This is a genomic window from Pelosinus sp. sgz500959 (assembly GCF_042610375.1).
Taxonomy (GTDB): Bacteria; Bacillota; Negativicutes; order DSM-13327; family DSM-13327; genus CTSoil-075.
In genome coordinates this window covers 139,517-159,612 of the sequence record NZ_JBGJZL010000008.1, presented here as the reverse complement: position 1 = coordinate 159,612, position 20,096 = coordinate 139,517, and the positions used below count along the sequence as shown (strand labels likewise).

Sequence of the window (20,096 nt, the reverse complement as noted above, 5' to 3'; positions counted from 1 at the left end):
GCAATAATGTGAAAAAAAAACGTGGTCAGCAAAGTATTATATTTGGCAATCCACCTATTATAACGAGTACTGCCAATATTGTGGGACCAATGGAAGGTGAAGGATTATTAAGACAATATTTTGATTTTATCATGGCGGATAATCTAAATGGCTTGGAAAGTTGGGAACGATGTGAATCCTATATGATGGAATGGGCTATTAAAGCAGCTATCAAGAAAGAAAACAGTAGCATGGATAAGATTGATTGCATTTTGGCAGGTGATTTACTTAATCAATTAATGAGTACTCATTTTGCTATGAAAAATTTAAATCGACCTTTTTTAGGTTTATATGGAGCTTGCTCTACGATGGTCGAAAGTTTACTGCTAGGTGCAATGTTAATTGATGGCAGTTTTGCTAATAAAGTCGGAGCAGCGGCATCGAGTCATCATGATGCTGCTGAGCGCCAATATCGATTCCCGAGCGAGCTTGGTGTTCAGCGACCACCTAGCTCTCAATGGACTGTAACTGGTTCAGGAGCTGCAGTCTTATCGTCATTAGGTATAGGTCCTCATATCACAGGAGCAACGATCGGTAAAATCGTTGATTATGGTATAAAAGATCCTAATGCTATGGGGTCTGCCATGGCACCGGCTGCATCTGATACTTTGTGGCAACATTTGCAGGATACAGAACGCACACCAAATTATTATGACATGATTTACACTGGTGATTTAGGAAGTGTTGGGAAGGAATTAGTGATACAGTTAATGCAAGAAAAGGGAGTCGATCTTTCGAACAATTATGAAGATTGTGGTTGTATGATTTATCATGAAAAGCAGGATACTCATGCAGGTGCTAGTGGATGTGCAAGTTCTGCTGTTGTATTTTGTGGTTATATATATAACATGCTCATGACTGGTAAACTGAAAAAAATTCTTTTACTTGGTACAGGTAGTTTACATAGTACAACTTCTTACCAGCAAAAAGAATCGATTCCTTGTATTGCCCATGCAGTTGCAGTGGAAATGTAGTGAGAAAAGCTGACAAGAGGGGAGGGATTCTGGTGCAATTTTATATGACCGTATTTTTGGTTGGTGGATTAATTTGCGTATTGGGACAATTATTAATGGATTTAACACCGCTAACACCTGCTCATGTGTTAGTACTCTTTGTGGTATTAGGCAGTCTCTTAAGTGGACTGGGATTATATCAGCCGTTAGTCGATATTGCTGGAGCGGGTGCGACAGTTCCACTCTTGGGGTTTGGTCATTCGTTGGTTGTAGGAACCATTGAGGATATAAATTTATTTGGATTTATTGGAATCTTTAGTGGTGGTCTCAGAGCAACAGCGAGTGGGATGATGGCCGCTGTAGTCTTTGGCTTTTTTATATCAATATTATTTGATCCTAAAGGAAAAGGCGGATAATGTTAACAATAGACCTGATTGGTTTATTGATAACAATTTTTATGATCGGCCTACGGTATCCTCATTATGTTTTATTAGCAACTTGCATTCATGAATTGGGTCGAATTTTTGCAACTATCGCTATACATGGGCAATTGGATTCTATTGTAACAGCGGGTGTCTTTGGAACGATGGTTATTAATCATTATGATTCAAGTTTGGTTGGAACATTACTATTGTTTAGTGGGTCACTAGCTAATTATATTGTCAGCTCCATAACAGGTGGTATTGTCTTTGACTCAACGAAATGTTTATTAAATCCTTTAGCTAATCTCAAACAGCCTTTTTCAGTGATTAATTTTAGATTATGTATTCTATCATTTTTAGTACAGACATGGAAAATTTTTACATGAGGTGTGAGCGATGCCACGAAAGAATTCCCGTAGATTTACCAATCATGTTCGAGAACAAGATGAACAGGAATTTGGTGATCATCAGCAAAAGCAACAGTCACCAAGCGGTTATGAGAATAAATCAAGTGATTCAGATAGCTTAATTGCTGACATGGCTCAAGGGTTTATGCAAGCACAGGCGAAGATGACCGATCATAGTGGGAATCTTAATAATTTAGAAATTACTTTATTGTTACAAAAAGTTAATGAACAATTGGAAGAAATAAAAAAAACAGCTCAACATTCTAAGTCACAAGATTCTCAGCAACAAAGTGTAGCACAAAAAGGATCGCAAGATAATCAGAAACAATCAGAAAATGAGAAACCATCAAGTGATTTGCAAACTTTATTGAATTCAGTCTTGCAAGGGAAGGCCAATAATTCAAACAACGAAAAAGAATCTTCTAAGTCACAGAAACAGGATAACAATCAATCAAATGAGGGGACGAGTCAACAGAATGTAATGAATGTACAAACTGTGAGTCAAGTACTGGCCCAAGCGCAATATGAATTGGCAAATGAATTAGAAAATAGCCTAAAAAAATTGAAACAAGTGATTAGTGAAAGTGAAAAATTGGCTAGTAATATTAGCAATTTATTAGGTGAAGAATCTAAAAAAAAATAATGGGGTGATGATCGGTGAGTAAAAAGATAAAGGTTATAATGATTACTGATGGTGATCATGTAGCACAAGCAGTAGTTGAAGATATTGCCGTATCTTTAGGATTGCGATGTATATCGGCATCGGGTGGTAACCCCACTCCTATAAGTGGACAAGAAATTGTGGGGTTACTAAAGACCGTTCATCATGATCCTGTATTAGTTATGTTCGATGATCGAGGCGATCGTTATAAGGGTGATGGTGAACGGGCACTGGAATATGTAGCATCTCATCCTGATATTGAAGTATTGGGGGTAGTCGCTGTTGCATCCAATACTCCAAGTACCCTTGGTATTGCGACAGATGAGTGTATAACATGTCGAGGAGATATTGTTAATCGTTCGGTTGATAAAAATGGTGATATGAAAGGGAAAAATCATGATAAACCAATTATTACTGGCGATACTGTAGATGTACTTAATGATTTGGAAGTCCCTTTCATTGTTGGGGTAGGTGATGTTGGGAAAATGCATAGTGCTGATGATGTTAGGCGCGGTGCACCCATCACACGTAAAGCAATCGAGGAAATTCTAAAGCAGAGTGGAGTTAGCTATGACAGCAAAACCAAAAATTGAAAAAGACATAGATCAAAATATTAATTATTTGAAAGACTTATTGGGCGTAGGCGAAAGTTTTGACATTATTTTTCGGGAATATAAAGTCGGGCGCAAACGGGCGGCATCCTTCTCTATTAATGGGATGACTAACGATGTATTGCTGACTAATGTTTTTCAGGATATGGTGACGCTGCATCCTGAGGAATTATCAGTCAATACTATGCAAAAACTATTTTATACCCGGGCGACTCATTCCCAAGTAAAACTAACTGAGAATATGAATGATGCTGTTACTAGTCTACTGTCAGGTGAATTATTATTTTTAGTGGATGGAGAGACTGAAATAATCGTATTTGATGCTCGAGCTTATCCGGCGCGCACACCTAGCGAATCGACTATTGAAAAAGTGACGCGTGGCTCAAAAGATGCATTTGTTGAAACATTGCCTTTTAATACTGTCCTCATTAGACGCCGTCTGCGTGATCCTAAATTGCGTTTTGAAATTGTTAAGATTGGTACAAGATCACAAAGTGATATTGCAGTGGGTTATATTAAAGATATAACAGATAGTAAGTTAGTTGATACAGTAAAAGAACGTTTAAATAAGATTAATATTGATGGTATACCCATGGCTGAGAAAGCGATTGAAGAATACATCGTTGATGGTAGTAAGTGGAATCCATTGCCTAAAATACGCTATACTGAACGCCCAGATGTGGCAGCAGTACATTTATTAGAAGGACATATCTGCTTAGTAATTGATAATTCACCTACGATTATGATTTTACCAACAACACTTTGGCATCATGTGCAGCATGTTGAAGAATATCATCATCATGTTGTGATTGGTTCCTATCTTCGTATTGTGCGATTGTTTGGAATGGCTTTATCATTACTCTTGACTCCTCTATGGTTATCTTTAGTCCTGCAGCGACATTTATTACCTGAAGGGATCGCGTTTCTAGGTCCGAAAGATCCAGGAATAATTCCTCTTGGAGTACAGTTTATTTTTGCTGACTTAGGTGTAGAATTAGTGCGCATGGCTACAGTACACGTACCAACTGCTCAAGCGACATCCCTTGGTTTTATTGGTGCTTTTATGTTAGGTGAGTTTGCCACAAAAGTTGGCTTATTTGGCAATGAAGTTGTATTTTTTACAGCTGTGGCAGCGGTAGGGGCTTTTGCCACACCCAGTATTGAATTTGCTATGGCTGTGCGATTTTTTCGGGCTATATTATTACTCTTAGTCATATTTTTCAAATTACCTGGTCTATTGATTGGACTTGTTGGGATTTTTATCGTGATGGCTACAACTAAATCTTTTAATGTTCCTTACTTGTGGCCTCTTATACCTTTTAATTTTAATGGTATGAAAGATGTATTATTGCGGTTGCCATTACCAAGCAAAATATTGCGCCCTGCTGCATTAAAACCCAAAGATCTTGATCGATTAGATAATACCAATCCAGAAAAGGATACTAAGCAAGAAAAAGATGATAAGCAAGAATGAATCCACGCGCATGCGAGGATTCATTCTTGCTTATCAGAGACTATTATTTATTGCGATAATAGTCTCTAATATATCCCATACTTTCATTAATATTAGCAAGATGTTCTTCGACAGATCCTTTATTCTCCGCGTCAACTGCATCTTTCATTTGCTTAACGATCGAATGAGTTGTCGTTATTCTTCCGAAAATACCAACGCTTTCCATACTCGGTTTAGCTTGTCCCCAGGTGTTATCAAGTTCTTTCATTTTGGCTGTTGTACTATGCCAATCATTATTTGCTACGTAAAAACTAACAGTTCGAATGGAATTGCCGACTCCGATGATGTCAGATAGAGGTGAGAGTTTATATGATTTACCAATCTCACCAATACCAGCCATAAACTTAGTAAGGTTCTCATATGAATCTATATTTTTTTTCTCACTAACCGTGATTGTTAATTTTTCGATAGCTTCATCAGCAGCCTTAACTCCTTTTTTATCGCCAATGAGATTTTTTGCTTGGGACCATAAAGTAGATAAATTTTTAAGACCGCTTTCAACTTGAGACCAATTATTTTTAATAATACCTTCAAAGATAACACCAGCTGTTGCTTCTAAGTCGTATAATTCTACTGGTGGTGACATAAAACGTTGGATGAAAGGTGGATTGGCTTTTGTTGCGACGGGTGTACCCGCAGGGCCAATTTCAGGTTTATTTGCTGAAATAAGCATACTACAGCCATTTAATAGCAATGAACAACTAATCATCATCCCTATCCCTATATGGGCTGATTTAAAATATGACAAGGTTATATCCCTCCTTTGTAGATAGTTTTTGTAGTTTTTATATTATTTATTCCCAATTGTCTACATTTCTTATTATTTTGCTTTACATACGTTTTTCTAGTATAATTAGGTTGAAATTTGCTTTTAACACAACTATAGGATTAACTTGAGGAGGAACAATATTGTTTGGTTTTGATGAAAATATGATATTTAGGATTCCGGCGTTGCTCATTGCGTTAACGATTCATGAATATGCTCATGCGCGAGTAGCAGTATGGATGGGGGATAATACTCCAAAAATTATGGGGAGATTGACTTTGAATCCAATTGCCCATCTTGATCCATTCGGGCTCATTATGTTATGGCTATTCAAATTTGGCTGGGCTAAACCTGTACCGATTAACCCAAGTAATTTTAAGAATTGGCGACAGGGTACAATTTTAGTTTCTTTGGCAGGGCCTATTTCAAATGTAATTACGGCATTTCTTGCGGCAATTATTTATGGAATATTGGCCAAGTTAGAACTATTGTCGAGTGGAATAGGGACAGTATTAACTTTTACATATAGTTATAACATCATTTTTGCCATCTTTAATCTGATACCATTGCCGCCTCTTGATGGTTCAAAAGTGTTAACAAATTTATTACCAGCCCGTCAAGGGTATATGCTTGAAAAAATTGAGCCTTATGCACCATTTATTTTGTTAGGACTGGTTTATCTTAATATAATTAATGTGATCATAGCACCATTTTATAGTGCGCTCAGTTTTATGATTAATCAAATTGTGAGGATCATTCTTTAAACAGGAGGAAGATAAAATGTCTAAAGGTCGTATTTTAAGTGGTATGCAGCCATCAGGAAGATTTCATTTGGGAAATTATCTGGGGGCACTTGAAAATTGGGTGAAATTACAAGATGAGTATGAATGTTTTTTTAGTATTGTAGATTGGCATGCTCTCACGTCATCTTATGAGGATACGAGTAAAATACCAGAACGCATTCATGAAATGGCAATTGATTGGCTCAGTGCTGGTTTAGATCCAGAGAAAAATGTTATTTTTGTACAATCACATGTTAAAGAACATGCTGAATTACATTTACTATTGTCAATGATGACTCCGTTGTCCTGGCTAGAGCGGGTACCAACCTATAAAGATAAACTGCAACAGCTAGGTGTTCAAGGTAAAGATATTAATACCTATGGTTTTTTAGGATATCCCGTTTTAATGACTGCTGACATTATTTTATATAAGGCTGATACGATTCCAGTTGGAGAAGATCAATTGCCTCATTTAGAATTGTCACGAGAAATGGTACGGAGATTCAATAATTTGTATCAACCGATTTTCCCTGAACCAAAGCCAAATTTGAGTAAATCTTCTATATTACCAGGTATTGATGGTCGGAAAATGAGTAAATCTTATGGGAATGATATCCCTTTTGCCGCCAGTCCTGATGAATTAAGAAGTCGTGTGCGTCTGATGATCACAGATCCACAACGGATAAAAAGAACGGATGCAGGTAACCCGGACGTCTGTACAGTTTTTACTTTTCATAAGATTTTCAATGGCGAGCAATCGATTGAAATTGCCCAGTCTTGTCGGGAAGCAACGATTGGGTGCGTAGATTGTAAAAAACGTTTGGCTGATAAAATGGTGAATGATTTGGCTGAGATGCATGTGCGTCGTCTTGCACTTGAAGCCAATCCAGGGCGGGTTAAAGAAATTTTAGTTTATGGTGCTGAACGGGCGAGGAAGGTTGCTGCGAGCACGATGGAAGAAGTTCGGCAGGCGATGCATCTTGCTTAACATATGTCAGATTATAAAATAAAGTTAGAATTTTTTGAAGGCCCGATGGCCCTATTGATGCATCTGTTAGAAAAAAATCAACTGGATATTTATGATATTCCTATTGCGATTGTCACGGAACAATACTTGGAATATCTTCAAAATTTAGAGAAATTTAATATTGATATTGCCAGTGAATTTTTAGTAATGGCTGCAACTTTGCTGCAAATAAAATCACGTATGCTGTTGCCCAAATTGCCTAAAATTATCGAAGAAGTTGATGATGAAGGTGATCCACGACAAGAATTAGTTGATCGATTATTGGAATATCGAAAATTCAAACAAATGTCCACTGTAATGGAAGATATGATGAGGCAACGAGAACAATTTTTTACTCGCTTGCCTCAGGAATTCGATGTTGAATTACCATTACCTGTAGGACTTAAATTAGAGGATTTGTTATCAGCTTTTGCCGCAGTGTGGGAAAGCAGTATTGATGAGTATGAATTAGTTGCTCGAGAAGAGTTTAGTGTACAAGATAAAATATATGATATCATTCATTTATTGCATAAGCATAAAGGTAAAATCGAATTTAGTCAGGCTGTAATTAGGAGAGGTACACGAACAGAGGTTATAGCAACCTTTTTGGCCCTATTGGAATTAATTAAATTACAGCGGGTGACAATTAGTCAGCAAGAAAGCTTTGGTCCAATTTATATTACATTGAAAGAGTGATATGCTTACATGTTTTATTCACATTTTAAGAAACATATTGAGGCTTTGCTGTTTGCTAGTGGCAACCCTATTACTACAAAAAAAATTGCACAATTAATTGAAGTTCCTGAAGAACATATTGAATTATTAATTCATCAGCTTATTGCTGAAATGGCTAATAATGATAGAGGGTTGATGATTGTCAAAGTAGCTGCTGGTTATCAATTATGTACAAAACCAGAATTGTCAGACGTTGTAAAAAAACTAGCACAAATTCAAGATACTAAACTGTCTTTGGCTGCAATGGAAACCTTATCAATTATTGCCTTTAAGCAACCGATTACTAAATTAGAAATTGAACATATTCGAGGTGTAAAAGTTGATAAGGTGTTGACTAAGTTACTTGAACGTCAAATGATAAAAGAAATTGGCCGTAAAGAAGCAATTGGTCGACCGATTATCTATGGAACGACCGATGAATTTTTAAAATCCTTTGGTCTAAATGATTTACAAGATTTACCTCCGTTAGTGGATTTGTTACCATAAAAAACAGCCCTTAGGGCTGTTTTTTTGTATATACATTTCCAATTGGGTGAACACTAAGAGAGAGTGTAATGAAGGGATTGGAAAGTTAATGAATATAGAATGTTGGTTACTTATTATTCTATCGGAAATCATAGTAACTAGTTTATTGTTATATACCAAAATCTATCTCAGTTTAAAATGTAAGCGTGATGGTTCTAATGATTATATTGAGATAGAAGTATATATAATGAAAGGTCTGCTCATATATCGTATGCAGGTACCTATCATAGAGATCATTGGGAAGGAAAAGTCATTGTGGGTTGAGTCCGAAATTAGAGCAGGTGAAAAGCAAGATAAAACTCATACCAAACGTGAACAAAGATTTATAAAAGAAAAATTTAAATTTTATCTTACTCATCCTAAAAAACTGAGGCGCATAGTGAAGAAATTACGCTATTATATACGTTTATATGATCAGATGATGAAGAATATTATAAAAGCCTTACATTGTGAGCGATTATATTGGAAAACAAGCTATGGATCAGAAGATGCAGCACTAACAGGTATTATGAGTGGTATGTTATGGACGATTAAAGCCTTGTTACTCACTAACTTAGAAAAGCAGGTTGTTTTTAGGGCTAAGCCTGTGATTCATGTACATCCTATATTTGGTCATAATCATTTTGAAGTAGATTTTCAGTGTATATTCAGTATCAGACTTGGCAATGTTATAACTGCAATGAGAAGTTTATACAGCGTTAAATGATAAGGAGGTAATGAGTCATGTCTGAACATCCAATACAAGGTTTAATGAAAACTGCAATGGAAAGTATAAAAGATATGGTCGATGTGAATACCATTGTTGGTGATGCAGTGGAGACTGGAGATGGCACTGTTATTATACCCATATCTCGTGTATCTTTTGGTTTTGCAGCTGGTGGGGCAAATTGTGAACCATCAAATGAAGAATCTCAAGCAACTTCATTTGGTGGTGGTAGCGGCGCTGGGGTTAGTGTTAAACCTGTAGGATTTTTAGTGTGCTCGCCCGTTAGTGGTGTTCGCTTTATGCCTGTAGAAGGGAATTTGGTTTATGATAGAGTGATGGATCTTGTACCAAAAATTTTAAATACCATTCAAGATCTATTAGATGGTAAAAGAAAAGATGATCTGGATGAATTAGCCAAAACAGCTGAAACACAAAGCAATGAAATCTGATATCCTTATAAACAATGCAGAAACAGTACGTTTGTACTGTTTCTGCATTGTTATTTCATAAAAAATTAACTGAGTTGATCTAATTTTTCTTTGATTTGCGTAGCATGTAATGCTTCGGCTTCCGCAAAATGACTATACATTTTAGCGACATCATGGTTATTAAGTTGTTTAGCAAAAGTTTGATAGTCGCGAACTAACTCTTGCTTGTGAGTTAGCGTATTACGTAAAGTAGATTTAACATCTAGTGCACTCATTGTTTCACCTCCTTACAGTATCACATAATAGGGATATACCATATTATTTCCGTCTTCATGCGTAAGAATGCATCTTTATTTTGACGATTGAATAAAATATAGCTATAATAGAATAGTTGTTTTGAGACTAGACACTGTAGAAGGGAAAAAATACTATGAATTATTTAAAGAAGTTGGCCATATTTTTTATGTTTATATCATTGATGAGCGCAAAGATCGTTTTTGCTGCACCGACTCCCCCAGTGATTAAAGCGAAATCAGCAATTCTTATTGACGGGATTACAGGAAAAGTACTATATAGTAAAAATGCGGAAGAAAAACGTTATCCTGCAAGTACGACTAAAATCATGAGTTTGATTGTCGCTCTTGAACATGGTAATCTTGATGATATTATAACTGCCAGTAGTCATGCTGCAAACACTGAAGGTTCATCATTATGGTTAACCGAAGGTGAACAATTAAAATTAATTGATTTGCTTTATGGAATCATGCTGATTTCAGGTAATGATGCAACTGTTGCTGTCGCGGAACATATTTCAGGATCAGTTGAAAAATTTGCTCAATTAATGACAGAAAAAGCCCAAGCAATTGGTGCTAAAGATACGCATTTTACCAATTCCAGTGGGTTACCAGATCCAAATCATGTTACAACAGCTCATGATCTAGCACGTATCACAGCTTATGGTTATAAAAATCCCTTATTTTCTGAAATTGTCAGTACCAAACATAAGGTGATTCCCTGGGCCGGTAAAGAATTTGGTCGTGATCTATATAATGAAGATCGAATGTTATGGCTATATGAAGGTGGTAATGGGGTAAAAACAGGTTACACAGATTTGGCTGGACGTTGTTTGGTATCTGGTGCGAAACGCAATAATATTCAACTGATTGCCGTAGTGCTAGATAGTGATACGATGTGGGATGATTCCATCGCACTTTTAGATTTTGGCTTTAGTCAGGTTAAATCGGAAAATATTGTAAAGCAAGATGATATCCTAAAAACGATTCGGGTTGCAAATGGTAAATCAGAAGTGGTCAAATTGGTCGCAAGTAGTGACTTGGTTGTACCTTTATTTGAAGAAGATAAAGATGAATTTAGTACTGTAATTGATGCTCCTAATAAGGTCGAAGCGCCGGTGATAAAGGGGCAAAAATTGGGCGTGGTTCGTGTTCTCTATCAGAATAAAGAGATTGCGACCGTTGATTTACAGGCGGATGAAAATAGTGAACGAAAATCTTTTTTTCATATTTTAGCTGATTCAATCATGGGATTCCTTAGAGGTTTTACTGTAAAACAACAATCTGTGTAAGTTTTGTTATATTTTCCTTTTCAATGGGTGGGATTGAGAATATATATGGTTCTAAGGTCGAAATATTGATCATAACCTCATAAGGGGTGATGATATGATCAATATAATTTGGCTGTTGTTACTAGTAATAAGTATTGTACATGCTGCATTGCAAGGAAAGATTGATGTGATTACGCAGAGTGCAATCAGCGGTGCTGAAGGAGCAGTTGCCTTATCTCTGCAACTTATTGGTGTTATGTGTTTGTGGCTAGGCATCATGAAAATTGCCGAGTTAGCAGGTATTATACAGTTTGTTTCTAGGGTCATTAATCCTGTTATTTGTTTTTTATTTCCCAGCGTGCCTCGTAATCATCCGGCTATGGGGGCCATTATTATGACACTGAGTGCTAATTTATTAGGACTTGGAAATGCTGTAACTCCTCTCGGTATTAAGGCTATGCAAGCTTTACAACAACTGAATCCTAAAAAAGATACTGCATCTGACGCAATGTGTACTTTGCTAGGATTATGCACTGCTGGATTCACATTGATACCTGCGACGATGATTGCCATACGATCAGCAGCTGGTTCTGAGAATCCGACAGAAATTGTTGGTTCAACGTTGCTGGTGAGTTTTATGGCGACTGTCAGTGTCGTGATTGCCGATCGCATTTGTCGGATGGTATACTCTGTTCGCATACGGAGGTAAACGATATGTTTATTGAAGTTTGTGAACAAATATCGATTTGGATTATACCAATCATTTTAGTTGTTGTTCCAGTGGTTGGGCACTTTCGTCATGTCAAAGTGTATGAAGCTTTTGTTGAAGGGGCAGCAGAGGGTTTTCATACAGCGATTCGGATTATGCCTTTTTTAGTAGCCATGATGGTAGCTATCAATATATTTAGGTCATCAGGAGCTATGTATATGTGTGTAGAGTCCATAGCGCCTGTGCTTCAATTCTTAGGTGTGCCGCCAGAATTAGTGCCTTTGGCTCTTATACGTCCACTATCAGGTACAGGAGCTTTAGGGTTAACAACTGAACTATTGAATACTCATGGACCAGATTCTATGATAGGACGTATGGCATCAACCATTTTAGGCAGTACAGACACTACCTTTTACATTTTAACAGTCTATTTTGGTGCTGTTGGTATCAGTAAACCACGTTATTCAGTTTTAGTAGGTTTACTTGGTGATCTCATTGGCTTTATTGGTTCAATTTATATTTGCCGACAATTATTTTAATAAATATGATGAATTTTACGAGGGGGAAGTACCCCTCGTTTTTATTTGTCCTTGAGTGACATTTATTAAAGAGCAGAATACACTGTAGTGTATAAAGAGAATGAGCTGGGGGGATGTTTATGATAAAAGTGGTGGTGATTGGCGGAGGATGGGCTGGATGCGCTGCGGCATTATCTGCTGCCACAGCAGGGGCGCAAGTACTTTTACTAGAACGTACTGACTTATTGCTAGGTACTGGTTTGGTGGGAGGAATATTTCGTAATAATGGTCGCTATACTGGGGCAGAAGAAGCGATCGCTATGGGAGGCGGAGATATTTTTGTTGCCATGGATGCGAATGCTCGGCATAAAGGAATTCAATTTCCTGGACATAACCATGCCTCTCTTTATGATGTAATCACCATGGAGCCATTAGTGAAAAAAATAGTACAAAATTATGGAGTAGAGATAAAAACTCAGACTCGAGTTGTAGATGTAGTAAAGTATGGAAAAAAAATACAGAGTTTAATTATTGATGGTGGAGAAGAAATAAAAGGTGATGTCTTTGTTGATGCAACTGGCACAGCTGGTTCCATGGGTAACTGTCTAACCTATGGTAATGGTTGTGCGATGTGTGTGATGCGCTGCCCTGCTTTTGGTCCGCGGGTTAGTGTTACAGGGAAAGCTGAAGTCAAAGAAATTATGGGACGCAAAGTCGATGGATCATTTGGTGCAATGAGTGGATCATGTAAGTTGAAGAAGGAATCACTAAGTAAAGAAATTAGGGATCAATTGGAGAAGAATGGTATGGTTGTCGTGCCAGTGCCAGAGACTTTGCAAAAATTTAGTTCGTTAGGAAAAAAAGCATGTACTCAATATGCTGTAGCTGAGTATGCAGTAAATTTAGTATTACTTGATACAGGCCATGCAAAATTAATGACATCTTATTTTCCCATAGAGGATTTACGCACGATTCCTGGTTTCGAACAGGCTCGTTATGAAGATCCTTACGCTGGTAGTGTGGGGAATTCTGTAAGATATTTAGGGATAGCTCCTTGTGCTAATACCTTAAAAGTTGATAGTATGGAGAATCTATTTTGTTGTGGAGAAAAATCAGCGATTCTTGTTGGTCACACCGAAGCGGCCATTACAGGTTTACTTGCAGGACATAACGCTGTTCGCCACTGTTTAGATATGGAATATTTAGAGCTGCCTCGGACTTTAGCCTCCGGTGATTTTATTGCTTTTGTTCATGAAAAGATGCAGTCTGAAGAAGGGCTACGTATGCGATATACTTTTTCAGGATCTGTATATTTTGAACGTATGAAAGAGATGTCACTCTATTCAACTGATCGTGCTGAAATACAAAAACGGGTATGCAATGCTGGACTAAATAATATTTATAATCGATGTTTGGTATAAGGAGGTATGATCATGAATAAAAATATCTCCCAATGTGTTGATATCAATTCAAAATATTGTCCGTGTTTATTAGCTGATACTAATCATTGTATTTTTTGCAGCCATCTTAAAGGGGAAGCAAATTGTAATTGTAATTGGTCAGGGATATGTATATTATATGAACAGCATTGGCAATATAAAATAGACAAATACAATGAAGAACCCAATAAAATTAGAATTGAAGAACAAGTTGAATTTAGAGTTAAAGAAGAAATTGGAAAAAATACAGTACTGCTTGAATTTGACGTCAGTACTGAATTGGCCGATGGGGTAAAGAAAATAGGATCTTTTTTATTTTTACGTTGCCCAAGTGATCCTTATTTTTTCAATTTCCCAGTCAATATAATGCAGGTAGAAGGAAATACTTTGCAGGTAGCTATTGAAACCATTGGTCCTAAATCAACCAGAATTTTAGCGGAAAATAATACAAAGCTTCTTGTACGTGGTCCTTATTATAATGGTGTTTTAGGAGGACCCTGGATTGACAATATGACCGATGGTAATATAATATTAGTAGCTGGTGGTATTGGGCAAGCACCCGCATTTCCTCTTGCCAAGAAACTGATGACCAATCACAACCAAGTGAGGGCTTTACTAGCACCTGGCAAAGTTGGAAAAGTTTTTATTGATAAACAATTACAAGAAGGCGGCGCTACGGTTTATACTGTGTCTTCCCTACGTGAATTTGGTATACCAATGCTGCGAGAATGGTTTGCGTTGAAACCTGATTTGATCGTGAGTTCTGGACCTGATGAACAGCATTATGGGCTTATTGCAGCTATGCAAGATGTGGGAGTCAATATACCAATGGCTGTTACCAATAATGCTACTATGTGTTGTGGTGAAGGTATTTGCGGTAGTTGCTTAAAAAAAACACGGGATAATATAAGTATTAGAATGTGCAAACAACAAACTGATTTCTTAACAATTATTGAAGATTAATTTAGTTTTAAAGGAGATTATAATGTTAGAACGTCTGCAGAAAATTATGAGTCAAGCTGGAGTTGCTTCTCGAAGAGAGTCTGAAAAAATAATACAACAAGGGCGCGTTACGGTAAATGGTAAGGTTGTCACTGAACTTGGTACAAAAGTGATGCCAGGAAACGATCGAATTATGGTCGATGGTAAGCGTATACAAGGCGAAAAACTGGTTTATGTCCTATTATATAAACCTAAAGCAGTACTTACGACTTTGACCGATCCTCAAGATCGTAAAACAGTCGCATCCTTGGTGAAGGATATTCCTGAGCGAATATATCCAGTAGGTCGATTGGATTATAATACAGAAGGATTATTATTACTAACGAATGATGGAGCATTAACACATTCTTTAATTCATCCGAGTAAGAAAATTGATAAAACCTATATTGCGAAGGTTGGTGGCAGACCAGCTCAAGAAAAAATCGATTTATTGCGGGTTGGTATTGAACTTGAAGATGGTATGACTGCACCGGCCATGATCGATGTAATTGATTATGATTCTGATAAAGATCTTACTAGCTTGAGAGTTACCATTCATGAGGGTAAAAATCGTCAGATTCGTCGCATGTTTGAGGCGATTGGCTCTGATGTAAAACAACTTAAGCGTATCAAGTTTGCTTTCTTAACTCTCGATGGTGTAAAACGTGGTGGATATCGCCATCTGCTTGCACGTGAAGTTGAAGAACTACATAGGCTTAACCAATAAATTTAAATATGTTTTTTAAAATACCTATTAGCTTTTGGGTCAAATGGCTGATAGGTATTTTTCCTTTATAAAAATTTATGTTTAAATACAGGACTAAAGTTGTATAAAATACTACTGTAGTCCTATATTTGAATAGACAAATTATTTGAATTTTGGTAGAATTATCATATAAAATAATAGTGGGCAAACTTTTCGAAAGAGAAGGACGCAAAGCTATGGATCTAAGGACACAACTGTGTTTATGATTGCCAAGCCGCCAGTTTAGTCGAGACTAAAATGTATTACCAGACTAAAAGTCTGGTTTTTTATGTTTTTAAACTCTAAGAGAAGCGAGATTTTGGAAAGTGCCACGGTTAACTTATTTGAGGAAGGGGCTGTCTATGCAACAATCACTCATCACATTGATTAAGAGTTTAAAGTTAACTGAAGAACAATTGGATAAATGTACTGATGAGCAAAACAAAAATGAATCTCAAATCGGTATTGGTCCAATCTATATTTTTGATAAAGAGTACAGAGTTCGCTATGTTAGTCATAGTGGTGCCAAAAAATTGGGATTAAAATCCTCTGATATCGAAGGCAGGCATTGGAGTGAAATCGGATTAGACGTAGAGTTTATCGAAAAATTAGAGCAGCAGATTGGCGAAGTGCTTAGTACAGGTAAGACATTTGAATGCGAAACATTTCAATTATCTAAAATACAGGGAAATAAGTATTTTCAATATACACTAAGTCCTTTATTCTTTGGGATAGGAGAAGATAGAATGGTTCTATCCCATATAAAAGATATTACAGAATATAAAACATCGGAGATCATTTTGACGAATCAAATTGAACAATTACGGCAAGCCATCAATAAAATCGATCTGATCGGCGAAATGGCGGCAGGAGTTGCTCATGAAATTCGTAATCCGATGACCGTGATTAAAGGTTATCTGCAAATTTTCAGTAAAAAAATTTCTGGAAATATGGAAGAACAACTCAATATCGTATTAAGTGAGCTTGATCGAGTTGAACAAATTATTTCTAATTTCCTGTCGGTGGCTAAAACTAAAGTACCGGTGCCAAAATGGCAGGATCTCAATAAAATTATCAGAGAGATTGCTCCTCTTATTTTTGCTGATGCGATTAATCAGGGGATTAATCTCAATGTAATTTTGGCTGATTCATTGCCTGATTTATTGCTAAACTCAACAGAAATTAAACAATTGATATTAAATCTTGCGAGAAATGGTATAGAGGCTATGGAGCAACATGGTACGTTAATTATTGAAACAAGTCAGAAAGAGGATAAGGTATATTTGCGTATTTCAGATTGTGGTTGTGGAATTTCGAAAGAATGGCAGGATAAAATGTTCACTCCTTTTTTGACAACAAAAGAAAATGGTACAGGGTTAGGTTTATCTGTTTGTAATGGTATTGTTAGACACCATAATGGGCTGATTACAGTGCAATCAACAGAAGGAGAAGGAACGACCTTTACAGTAGTATTCAATAAAATACAAGAAAAAACAGTGTAAAAACGCAAAAAATAAAGATAAAAAAATCGCATTTTAAAATTGCTAATGGGTGGTATAATAATAGATACTGCCCATTTTTACATTTGGTTTGACTAAATGGGATGGTATCTGAAAAAGTTTTATATGAAAAGGTGATTAAATGAAGAAAATTGTTATAATTGGTGGTGGCGCAGCTGGAATGATGGCAGCTGTCAGCGCAAGTCAACATGGTGCGAAGGTAACATTGCTAGAAAAAATGTCTGTTCTTGGTCGAAAGGTATCGATTACTGGTAAAGGTCGATGCAATATAACTAATATTGCAGATAAACAGACGATTATTAAAAATATTCCTGGAAATGGTTCTTTTATTTATAGTGCCTTACATAATTTTGGCAACCAAGACATCATTGATTTTTTGCATCATCATGGTGTCATGACAAAAGTAGAAAGAGGTGGGCGGGTTTTTCCCGTGAGTGATAATGCAAAGGATGTAGTTGAAGCTTTCCGAAAAGCTTTAAAAGAAGGTCAGGTAGAAGTCATAACCGGTCAATCTGTTAAACGAATTCTTATGCACAATGGTCGCGTGACAGGAGTACTTGCTGGCAATAATATAGAATATCCTGCTGATGCTGTTATCTTAGCTACAGGTGGTGCTTCCTATCCAGGGACCGGTTCGAGTGGAGATGGTTATCGTATGGGAGAAATGGTTGGACACACCATAGTGCCCTTAAAACCATCCTTAGTGCCTCTGGAAGTTGGCGAAGATTGGATTGGTGAACTGCAAGGATTATCACTTAAAAATGTGACGGCAAGTGTCATTTTTGATGGCAAAAAAATGGCAGATGATTTCGGAGAAATGCTTTTTACTCATTATGGTTTATCAGGTCCTATCATTTTATCTTTGAGTAAAAAAGTTGCTGAAATCTTTAAGAATAAGCCTGGGGAAGAAGTTTTAATCGAAATAAATTTAAAACCAGCCTTAACAGCCGAAGTTCTTGATAAACGAATTCAACGAGATTTTGAAAAATTTTCCCGCAAACAACTTAAAAATTCATTAGGTGATCTTTTACCTGCGAAATTAATTAATGTAGTCATTGATCTTGCACATCTTGATCCTGACAAATTTGTACACCAAATTACCAAAGACGAACGTGCTCGCTTACAGCAGCAAATTACAAATCTAACATTCACGATCACCGGTACAAGACCCGTCAGCGAAGCCATCGTTACTGCTGGCGGCATTCATGTCAAAGAAATTAATCCTAAGACAATGGAATCAAAAATCGTTGAAGGTTTATTTTTTGCCGGTGAAGTCATTGATATTGATGGATATACTGGTGGTTTTAATTTGCAAGCTGCTTTTTCAACAGGTTATATCGCAGGTCAAAGTGCGGCAGAGAGATAAAATGAGTCGCAGTATAACCCCCTTAGGAAACGACACATACTAAAGGAAACTGGTAAAAAAAGTGGGGGCATCAGCAATGAGGAGATCCAAAAAAAAATGGATAATCGATGTTGAAGGTGTATTAATCTATTTACTAAGTCTTTGTATGATCGTATTATTATTGTCTCAAATCTTGTTATTAAAAGAAGGTACACGATTCTATTTATCAAAAGTGGATCAAATGGAGGGGGAGAGCCTCAGTTTAGATATGCCTTTATATGCAGATACGCCATTACAGATCACTGAAGAAACAACCGTTGGGACAGATTATCAGCACTTATTGCGTAAAAGCAAAGTCATTGTGATCAAAATGATCAAAGGTTCTAATGGTTCAGCTATTTTTATTCTTGTAAATGGTAAAAAAGTCGATGATTTTCGGAAAAATAATAGTAAACTTACAGTCTATGATGGCGATTATGTTGAAATCGATGGACGTTCTTCGAGTCAACCCCTTCAATTTGTGATAAATATTCCAGACCAAGGATTCCTTTCACCCCCAAATGGATTGATTCTTGAAGGGGAAAATCAAATTTTTACAATCGGTAAAATAAAGTTCAAGAGTGAATGAAAAGGATAATAACATTTTATGGTGAATATAAATAAACAAAGGATTGTTAATTTTTCGGAGGAATAGATAAATGATTATTGTAATGGCAACCCCCACGATTGAGCAAATTGATCGTGTACTTGAGAAACTTCATCAGCATGGATTAGAAGCAAGTAGTCTACAAAGTTATGGAAAAACAGTAATCACTGCCATTGGCAGTTCACAGACCCAAGACCCAGGATTTTATGAGCGTATGCCTGGGGTAGAGAAAGTGATGTCGATTGTTACGCCGTTTAAATTAGTGAGTCGTGAATTTAAACAGGAAAATACGGTAGTAACAGCTGGCAGTGCTGTATTTGGCGGTCAATCCATTGCCGTGATTGGTGGGCCATGTGCTATTGAGAGTTATGAGCAGTTGCATGAAACTGCAGTGGCCATAAAACAAGCCGGTGCATGTATGCTAAGAGGCGGAGCCTATAAACCCCGAACATCTCCTTATAGCTTTCAAGGACTTGAGCAAGAAGGATTAAACATACTTAAAGCTGTATCTAAAGAAGTTGGATTACCTGTCATATCAGAAGTAACAGATCCACGCCATGTCGAAGGAATGAGTGATGTTGTGGATATGTTACAAATCGGGACGCGTAATATGCAGAACTTTGCGCTGCTCAAAGAAGTAGCTAAATGCCGAAAACCAGTTTTATTGAAACGTGGAGCGTCGTCTACGATGGAAGAATGGTTGATGGCGGCTGAGTACATTATGGCTGGTGGCAATGAAAATATTGTGTTATGCGAACGTGGCATTCGTACGTTTGAAACCTATACACGTAACACGCTGGATCTAAATGCTGTACCGATGGTAAAGCATCTAAGCCATTTACCAATTATTGTTGATCCAAGTCATGGAACAGGAAACTGGCGATTGGTCAATCCCATGTCTAAAGCTTCACTAGGTGCTGGTGGCGATGGTTTAATCATTGAAGTACATCCATGTCCAGAAGAAGCTGTCTCAGATGGTCAACAATCCTTAACGCCTGGAAATTTCCAGCAACTGATGACAGAAATTCAAGTCATCGCGATTGCAATGGGGCGTAACATTATATGAAGGAGGAGT

The 20,096-nt window shown here is 37.0% G+C and carries 24 protein-coding genes and 1 riboswitch; of the genes, 22 read left to right on the top strand and 2 right to left on the bottom strand.

The genetic code is table 11. The annotated features are described in order from the left end of the window. The first annotated feature begins 8 nt into the window (after positions 1–8). Genes spoVAD through ACAN52_RS14080 form a run of 6 tightly spaced genes read left to right on the top strand, consistent with a single transcriptional unit; the run spans position 9 to position 4,567 of the window. Positions 9–1,013, top strand: coding sequence for a stage V sporulation protein AD (gene spoVAD, locus ACAN52_RS14105; protein ID WP_378955545.1), 1,005 nt, complete (start codon positions 9–11; stop codon positions 1,011–1,013). A 32-nt stretch (positions 1,014–1,045) separates the two neighbouring features. After that, a complete protein-coding gene (gene spoVAE, locus ACAN52_RS14100) occupies positions 1,046–1,408 on the top strand; it encodes a stage V sporulation protein AE (protein ID WP_378955544.1) in 363 nt (120 codons plus the stop codon). After that, entirely contained in the window at positions 1,408–1,800 is a 393-nt protein-coding gene (locus ACAN52_RS14095) for a hypothetical protein (protein WP_378955543.1), read from the top strand. Before spoVAE ends, ACAN52_RS14095 begins: the two co-directional genes overlap by 1 nt. A 10-nt stretch (positions 1,801–1,810) precedes the next feature. Further along, the gene (locus ACAN52_RS14090; RefSeq protein ID WP_378955542.1) at positions 1,811–2,464 is read left to right on the top strand and encodes a hypothetical protein; all 654 of its coding nucleotides are present in this window, start codon (positions 1,811–1,813) and stop codon (positions 2,462–2,464) included. A 14-nt stretch (positions 2,465–2,478) separates the two neighbouring features. Beyond that, positions 2,479–3,075, top strand: coding sequence for a stage V sporulation protein AE (locus tag ACAN52_RS14085; RefSeq protein WP_378955541.1), 597 nt, complete (start codon positions 2,479–2,481; stop codon positions 3,073–3,075). Continuing rightward, complete coding sequence (locus ACAN52_RS14080; RefSeq protein WP_378955540.1) at positions 3,053–4,567, top strand: spore germination protein; 1,515 nt, start codon at positions 3,053–3,055, stop codon at positions 4,565–4,567. Before ACAN52_RS14085 ends, ACAN52_RS14080 begins: the two co-directional genes overlap by 23 nt. A gap of 43 nt (positions 4,568–4,610) precedes the next feature. On the opposite strand, the gene ACAN52_RS14075 is transcribed toward ACAN52_RS14080, so the two are convergent. Then, on the bottom strand, positions 4,611–5,354 hold the full coding sequence (locus ACAN52_RS14075) for a hypothetical protein (protein WP_378955538.1): 744 nt from the start codon (positions 5,352–5,354) through the stop codon (positions 4,611–4,613). A 161-nt stretch (positions 5,355–5,515) separates the two neighbouring features. On the opposite strand from ACAN52_RS14075, the gene ACAN52_RS14070 reads away from it, so the two are divergent. The 6 genes from ACAN52_RS14070 (at position 5,516) to ytfJ (ending at position 9,575) form a co-directional block, all read left to right on the top strand. After that, the gene (locus tag ACAN52_RS14070) at positions 5,516–6,136 is read left to right on the top strand and encodes a site-2 protease family protein (RefSeq protein ID WP_378955537.1); all 621 of its coding nucleotides are present in this window, start codon (positions 5,516–5,518) and stop codon (positions 6,134–6,136) included. Between the two features lie 16 nt (positions 6,137–6,152). Beyond that, on the top strand, positions 6,153–7,142 hold the full coding sequence (gene trpS / locus ACAN52_RS14065; RefSeq protein ID WP_378955536.1) for a tryptophan--tRNA ligase: 990 nt from the start codon (positions 6,153–6,155) through the stop codon (positions 7,140–7,142). 3 nt (positions 7,143–7,145) lie between these two features. Next, a complete protein-coding gene (locus ACAN52_RS14060) occupies positions 7,146–7,856 on the top strand; it encodes a segregation and condensation protein A (protein WP_378955535.1) in 711 nt (236 codons plus the stop codon). Between the two features lie 9 nt (positions 7,857–7,865). Further along, on the top strand, positions 7,866–8,381 hold the full coding sequence (gene scpB, locus ACAN52_RS14055) for an SMC-Scp complex subunit ScpB (RefSeq protein WP_378955534.1): 516 nt from the start codon (positions 7,866–7,868) through the stop codon (positions 8,379–8,381). An 88-nt stretch (positions 8,382–8,469) separates the two neighbouring features. Continuing rightward, positions 8,470–9,126, top strand: coding sequence for a DUF2953 domain-containing protein (locus ACAN52_RS14050; protein ID WP_378955533.1), 657 nt, complete (start codon positions 8,470–8,472; stop codon positions 9,124–9,126). A 17-nt stretch (positions 9,127–9,143) separates the two neighbouring features. Continuing rightward, the gene (gene ytfJ / locus ACAN52_RS14045) at positions 9,144–9,575 is read left to right on the top strand and encodes a GerW family sporulation protein (protein ID WP_378955532.1); all 432 of its coding nucleotides are present in this window, start codon (positions 9,144–9,146) and stop codon (positions 9,573–9,575) included. Between the two features lie 65 nt (positions 9,576–9,640). Here the strand turns inward: ytfJ and ACAN52_RS14040 are convergent, their stop codons facing one another. After that, positions 9,641–9,829 (bottom strand): rubrerythrin family protein, encoded by a 189-nt coding sequence (locus ACAN52_RS14040; RefSeq protein ID WP_378955531.1) that lies wholly within the window; start codon positions 9,827–9,829, stop codon positions 9,641–9,643. A 155-nt stretch (positions 9,830–9,984) separates the two neighbouring features. Here ACAN52_RS14040 and ACAN52_RS14035 point away from each other — a divergent pair, with 155 nt between their 5' ends. The 10 genes from ACAN52_RS14035 to aroF all read left to right on the top strand — a co-directional run bounded on the left by ACAN52_RS14035 (position 9,985) and on the right by aroF (position 20,087). Further along, complete coding sequence (locus ACAN52_RS14035) at positions 9,985–11,139, top strand: D-alanyl-D-alanine carboxypeptidase family protein (protein WP_378955530.1); 1,155 nt, start codon at positions 9,985–9,987, stop codon at positions 11,137–11,139. A gap of 94 nt (positions 11,140–11,233) precedes the next feature. Next, positions 11,234–11,827: a nucleoside recognition domain-containing protein gene (locus tag ACAN52_RS14030; RefSeq protein ID WP_378955529.1), complete on the top strand. Its 594-nt coding sequence runs from the start codon at positions 11,234–11,236 to the stop codon at positions 11,825–11,827. A 5-nt stretch (positions 11,828–11,832) separates the two neighbouring features. Next, positions 11,833–12,366 carry a spore maturation protein gene (locus ACAN52_RS14025; protein ID WP_378955528.1) on the top strand — a complete coding sequence of 178 codons (534 nt, stop codon included), beginning with the start codon at positions 11,833–11,835 and terminating at the stop codon, positions 12,364–12,366. Positions 12,367–12,485: 119 nt separating this feature from the next. Beyond that, positions 12,486–13,766 carry an FAD-dependent oxidoreductase gene (locus ACAN52_RS14020; protein WP_378955527.1) on the top strand — a complete coding sequence of 427 codons (1,281 nt, stop codon included), beginning with the start codon at positions 12,486–12,488 and terminating at the stop codon, positions 13,764–13,766. A 12-nt stretch (positions 13,767–13,778) separates the two neighbouring features. Beyond that, the gene (locus tag ACAN52_RS14015) at positions 13,779–14,747 is read left to right on the top strand and encodes a hypothetical protein (RefSeq protein ID WP_378955526.1); all 969 of its coding nucleotides are present in this window, start codon (positions 13,779–13,781) and stop codon (positions 14,745–14,747) included. A gap of 22 nt (positions 14,748–14,769) precedes the next feature. Beyond that, positions 14,770–15,492 carry a pseudouridine synthase gene (locus ACAN52_RS14010; protein ID WP_378955525.1) on the top strand — a complete coding sequence of 241 codons (723 nt, stop codon included), beginning with the start codon at positions 14,770–14,772 and terminating at the stop codon, positions 15,490–15,492. A gap of 172 nt (positions 15,493–15,664) precedes the next feature. Continuing rightward, positions 15,665–15,753, top strand: a riboswitch (cyclic di-GMP riboswitch). Between the two features lie 119 nt (positions 15,754–15,872). After that, positions 15,873–17,012, top strand: a complete 1,140-nt coding sequence (locus tag ACAN52_RS14005; protein WP_378955524.1) for a nitrogen regulation protein NR(II) — start codon at positions 15,873–15,875, stop codon at positions 17,010–17,012. 139 nt (positions 17,013–17,151) lie between these two features. Further along, positions 17,152–18,396 carry an NAD(P)/FAD-dependent oxidoreductase gene (locus ACAN52_RS14000; protein ID WP_378955523.1) on the top strand — a complete coding sequence of 415 codons (1,245 nt, stop codon included), beginning with the start codon at positions 17,152–17,154 and terminating at the stop codon, positions 18,394–18,396. A gap of 76 nt (positions 18,397–18,472) precedes the next feature. After that, entirely contained in the window at positions 18,473–19,003 is a 531-nt protein-coding gene (locus tag ACAN52_RS13995; protein WP_378955522.1) for a hypothetical protein, read from the top strand. 70 nt (positions 19,004–19,073) lie between these two features. Beyond that, positions 19,074–20,087 (top strand): 3-deoxy-7-phosphoheptulonate synthase, encoded by a 1,014-nt coding sequence (gene aroF / locus ACAN52_RS13990; protein ID WP_378955521.1) that lies wholly within the window; start codon positions 19,074–19,076, stop codon positions 20,085–20,087. Positions 20,088–20,096: the final 9 nt, after the last annotated feature.

Bases quoted from the DNA above. Each gene is read 5' to 3' on its own strand.
- ACAN52_RS14010 (WP_378955525.1), top strand. From the start codon at position 14,770: ATGTTAGAACGTCTGCAGAAAATTATGAGTCAAGCTGGAGTTGCTTCT.
- ACAN52_RS14095 (WP_378955543.1), top strand. From the start codon at position 1,408: ATGTTAACAATAGACCTGATTGGTTTATTGATAACAATTTTTATGATC.
- ACAN52_RS14025 (WP_378955528.1), top strand. From the start codon at position 11,833: ATGTTTATTGAAGTTTGTGAACAAATATCGATTTGGATTATACCAATC.
- ACAN52_RS14005 (WP_378955524.1), top strand. From the start codon at position 15,873: ATGCAACAATCACTCATCACATTGATTAAGAGTTTAAAGTTAACTGAA.
- ACAN52_RS14030 (WP_378955529.1), top strand. From the start codon at position 11,234: ATGATCAATATAATTTGGCTGTTGTTACTAGTAATAAGTATTGTACAT.
- aroF (WP_378955521.1), top strand. From the start codon at position 19,074: ATGATTATTGTAATGGCAACCCCCACGATTGAGCAAATTGATCGTGTA.
- ACAN52_RS14040 (WP_378955531.1), bottom strand. From the start codon at position 9,829: ATGAGTGCACTAGATGTTAAATCTACTTTACGTAATACGCTAACTCAC.
- ytfJ (WP_378955532.1), top strand. From the start codon at position 9,144: ATGTCTGAACATCCAATACAAGGTTTAATGAAAACTGCAATGGAAAGT.
- ACAN52_RS14080 (WP_378955540.1), top strand. From the start codon at position 3,053: ATGACAGCAAAACCAAAAATTGAAAAAGACATAGATCAAAATATTAAT.
- trpS (WP_378955536.1), top strand. From the start codon at position 6,153: ATGTCTAAAGGTCGTATTTTAAGTGGTATGCAGCCATCAGGAAGATTT.
- ACAN52_RS14090 (WP_378955542.1), top strand. From the start codon at position 1,811: ATGCCACGAAAGAATTCCCGTAGATTTACCAATCATGTTCGAGAACAA.
- ACAN52_RS14050 (WP_378955533.1), top strand. From the start codon at position 8,470: ATGAATATAGAATGTTGGTTACTTATTATTCTATCGGAAATCATAGTA.
- ACAN52_RS14000 (WP_378955523.1), top strand. From the start codon at position 17,152: ATGAAGAAAATTGTTATAATTGGTGGTGGCGCAGCTGGAATGATGGCA.
- scpB (WP_378955534.1), top strand. From the start codon at position 7,866: ATGTTTTATTCACATTTTAAGAAACATATTGAGGCTTTGCTGTTTGCT.
- ACAN52_RS14015 (WP_378955526.1), top strand. From the start codon at position 13,779: ATGAATAAAAATATCTCCCAATGTGTTGATATCAATTCAAAATATTGT.
- ACAN52_RS14020 (WP_378955527.1), top strand. From the start codon at position 12,486: ATGATAAAAGTGGTGGTGATTGGCGGAGGATGGGCTGGATGCGCTGCG.
- ACAN52_RS14060 (WP_378955535.1), top strand. From the start codon at position 7,146: ATGTCAGATTATAAAATAAAGTTAGAATTTTTTGAAGGCCCGATGGCC.
- ACAN52_RS13995 (WP_378955522.1), top strand. From the start codon at position 18,473: ATGAGGAGATCCAAAAAAAAATGGATAATCGATGTTGAAGGTGTATTA.
- ACAN52_RS14035 (WP_378955530.1), top strand. From the start codon at position 9,985: ATGAATTATTTAAAGAAGTTGGCCATATTTTTTATGTTTATATCATTG.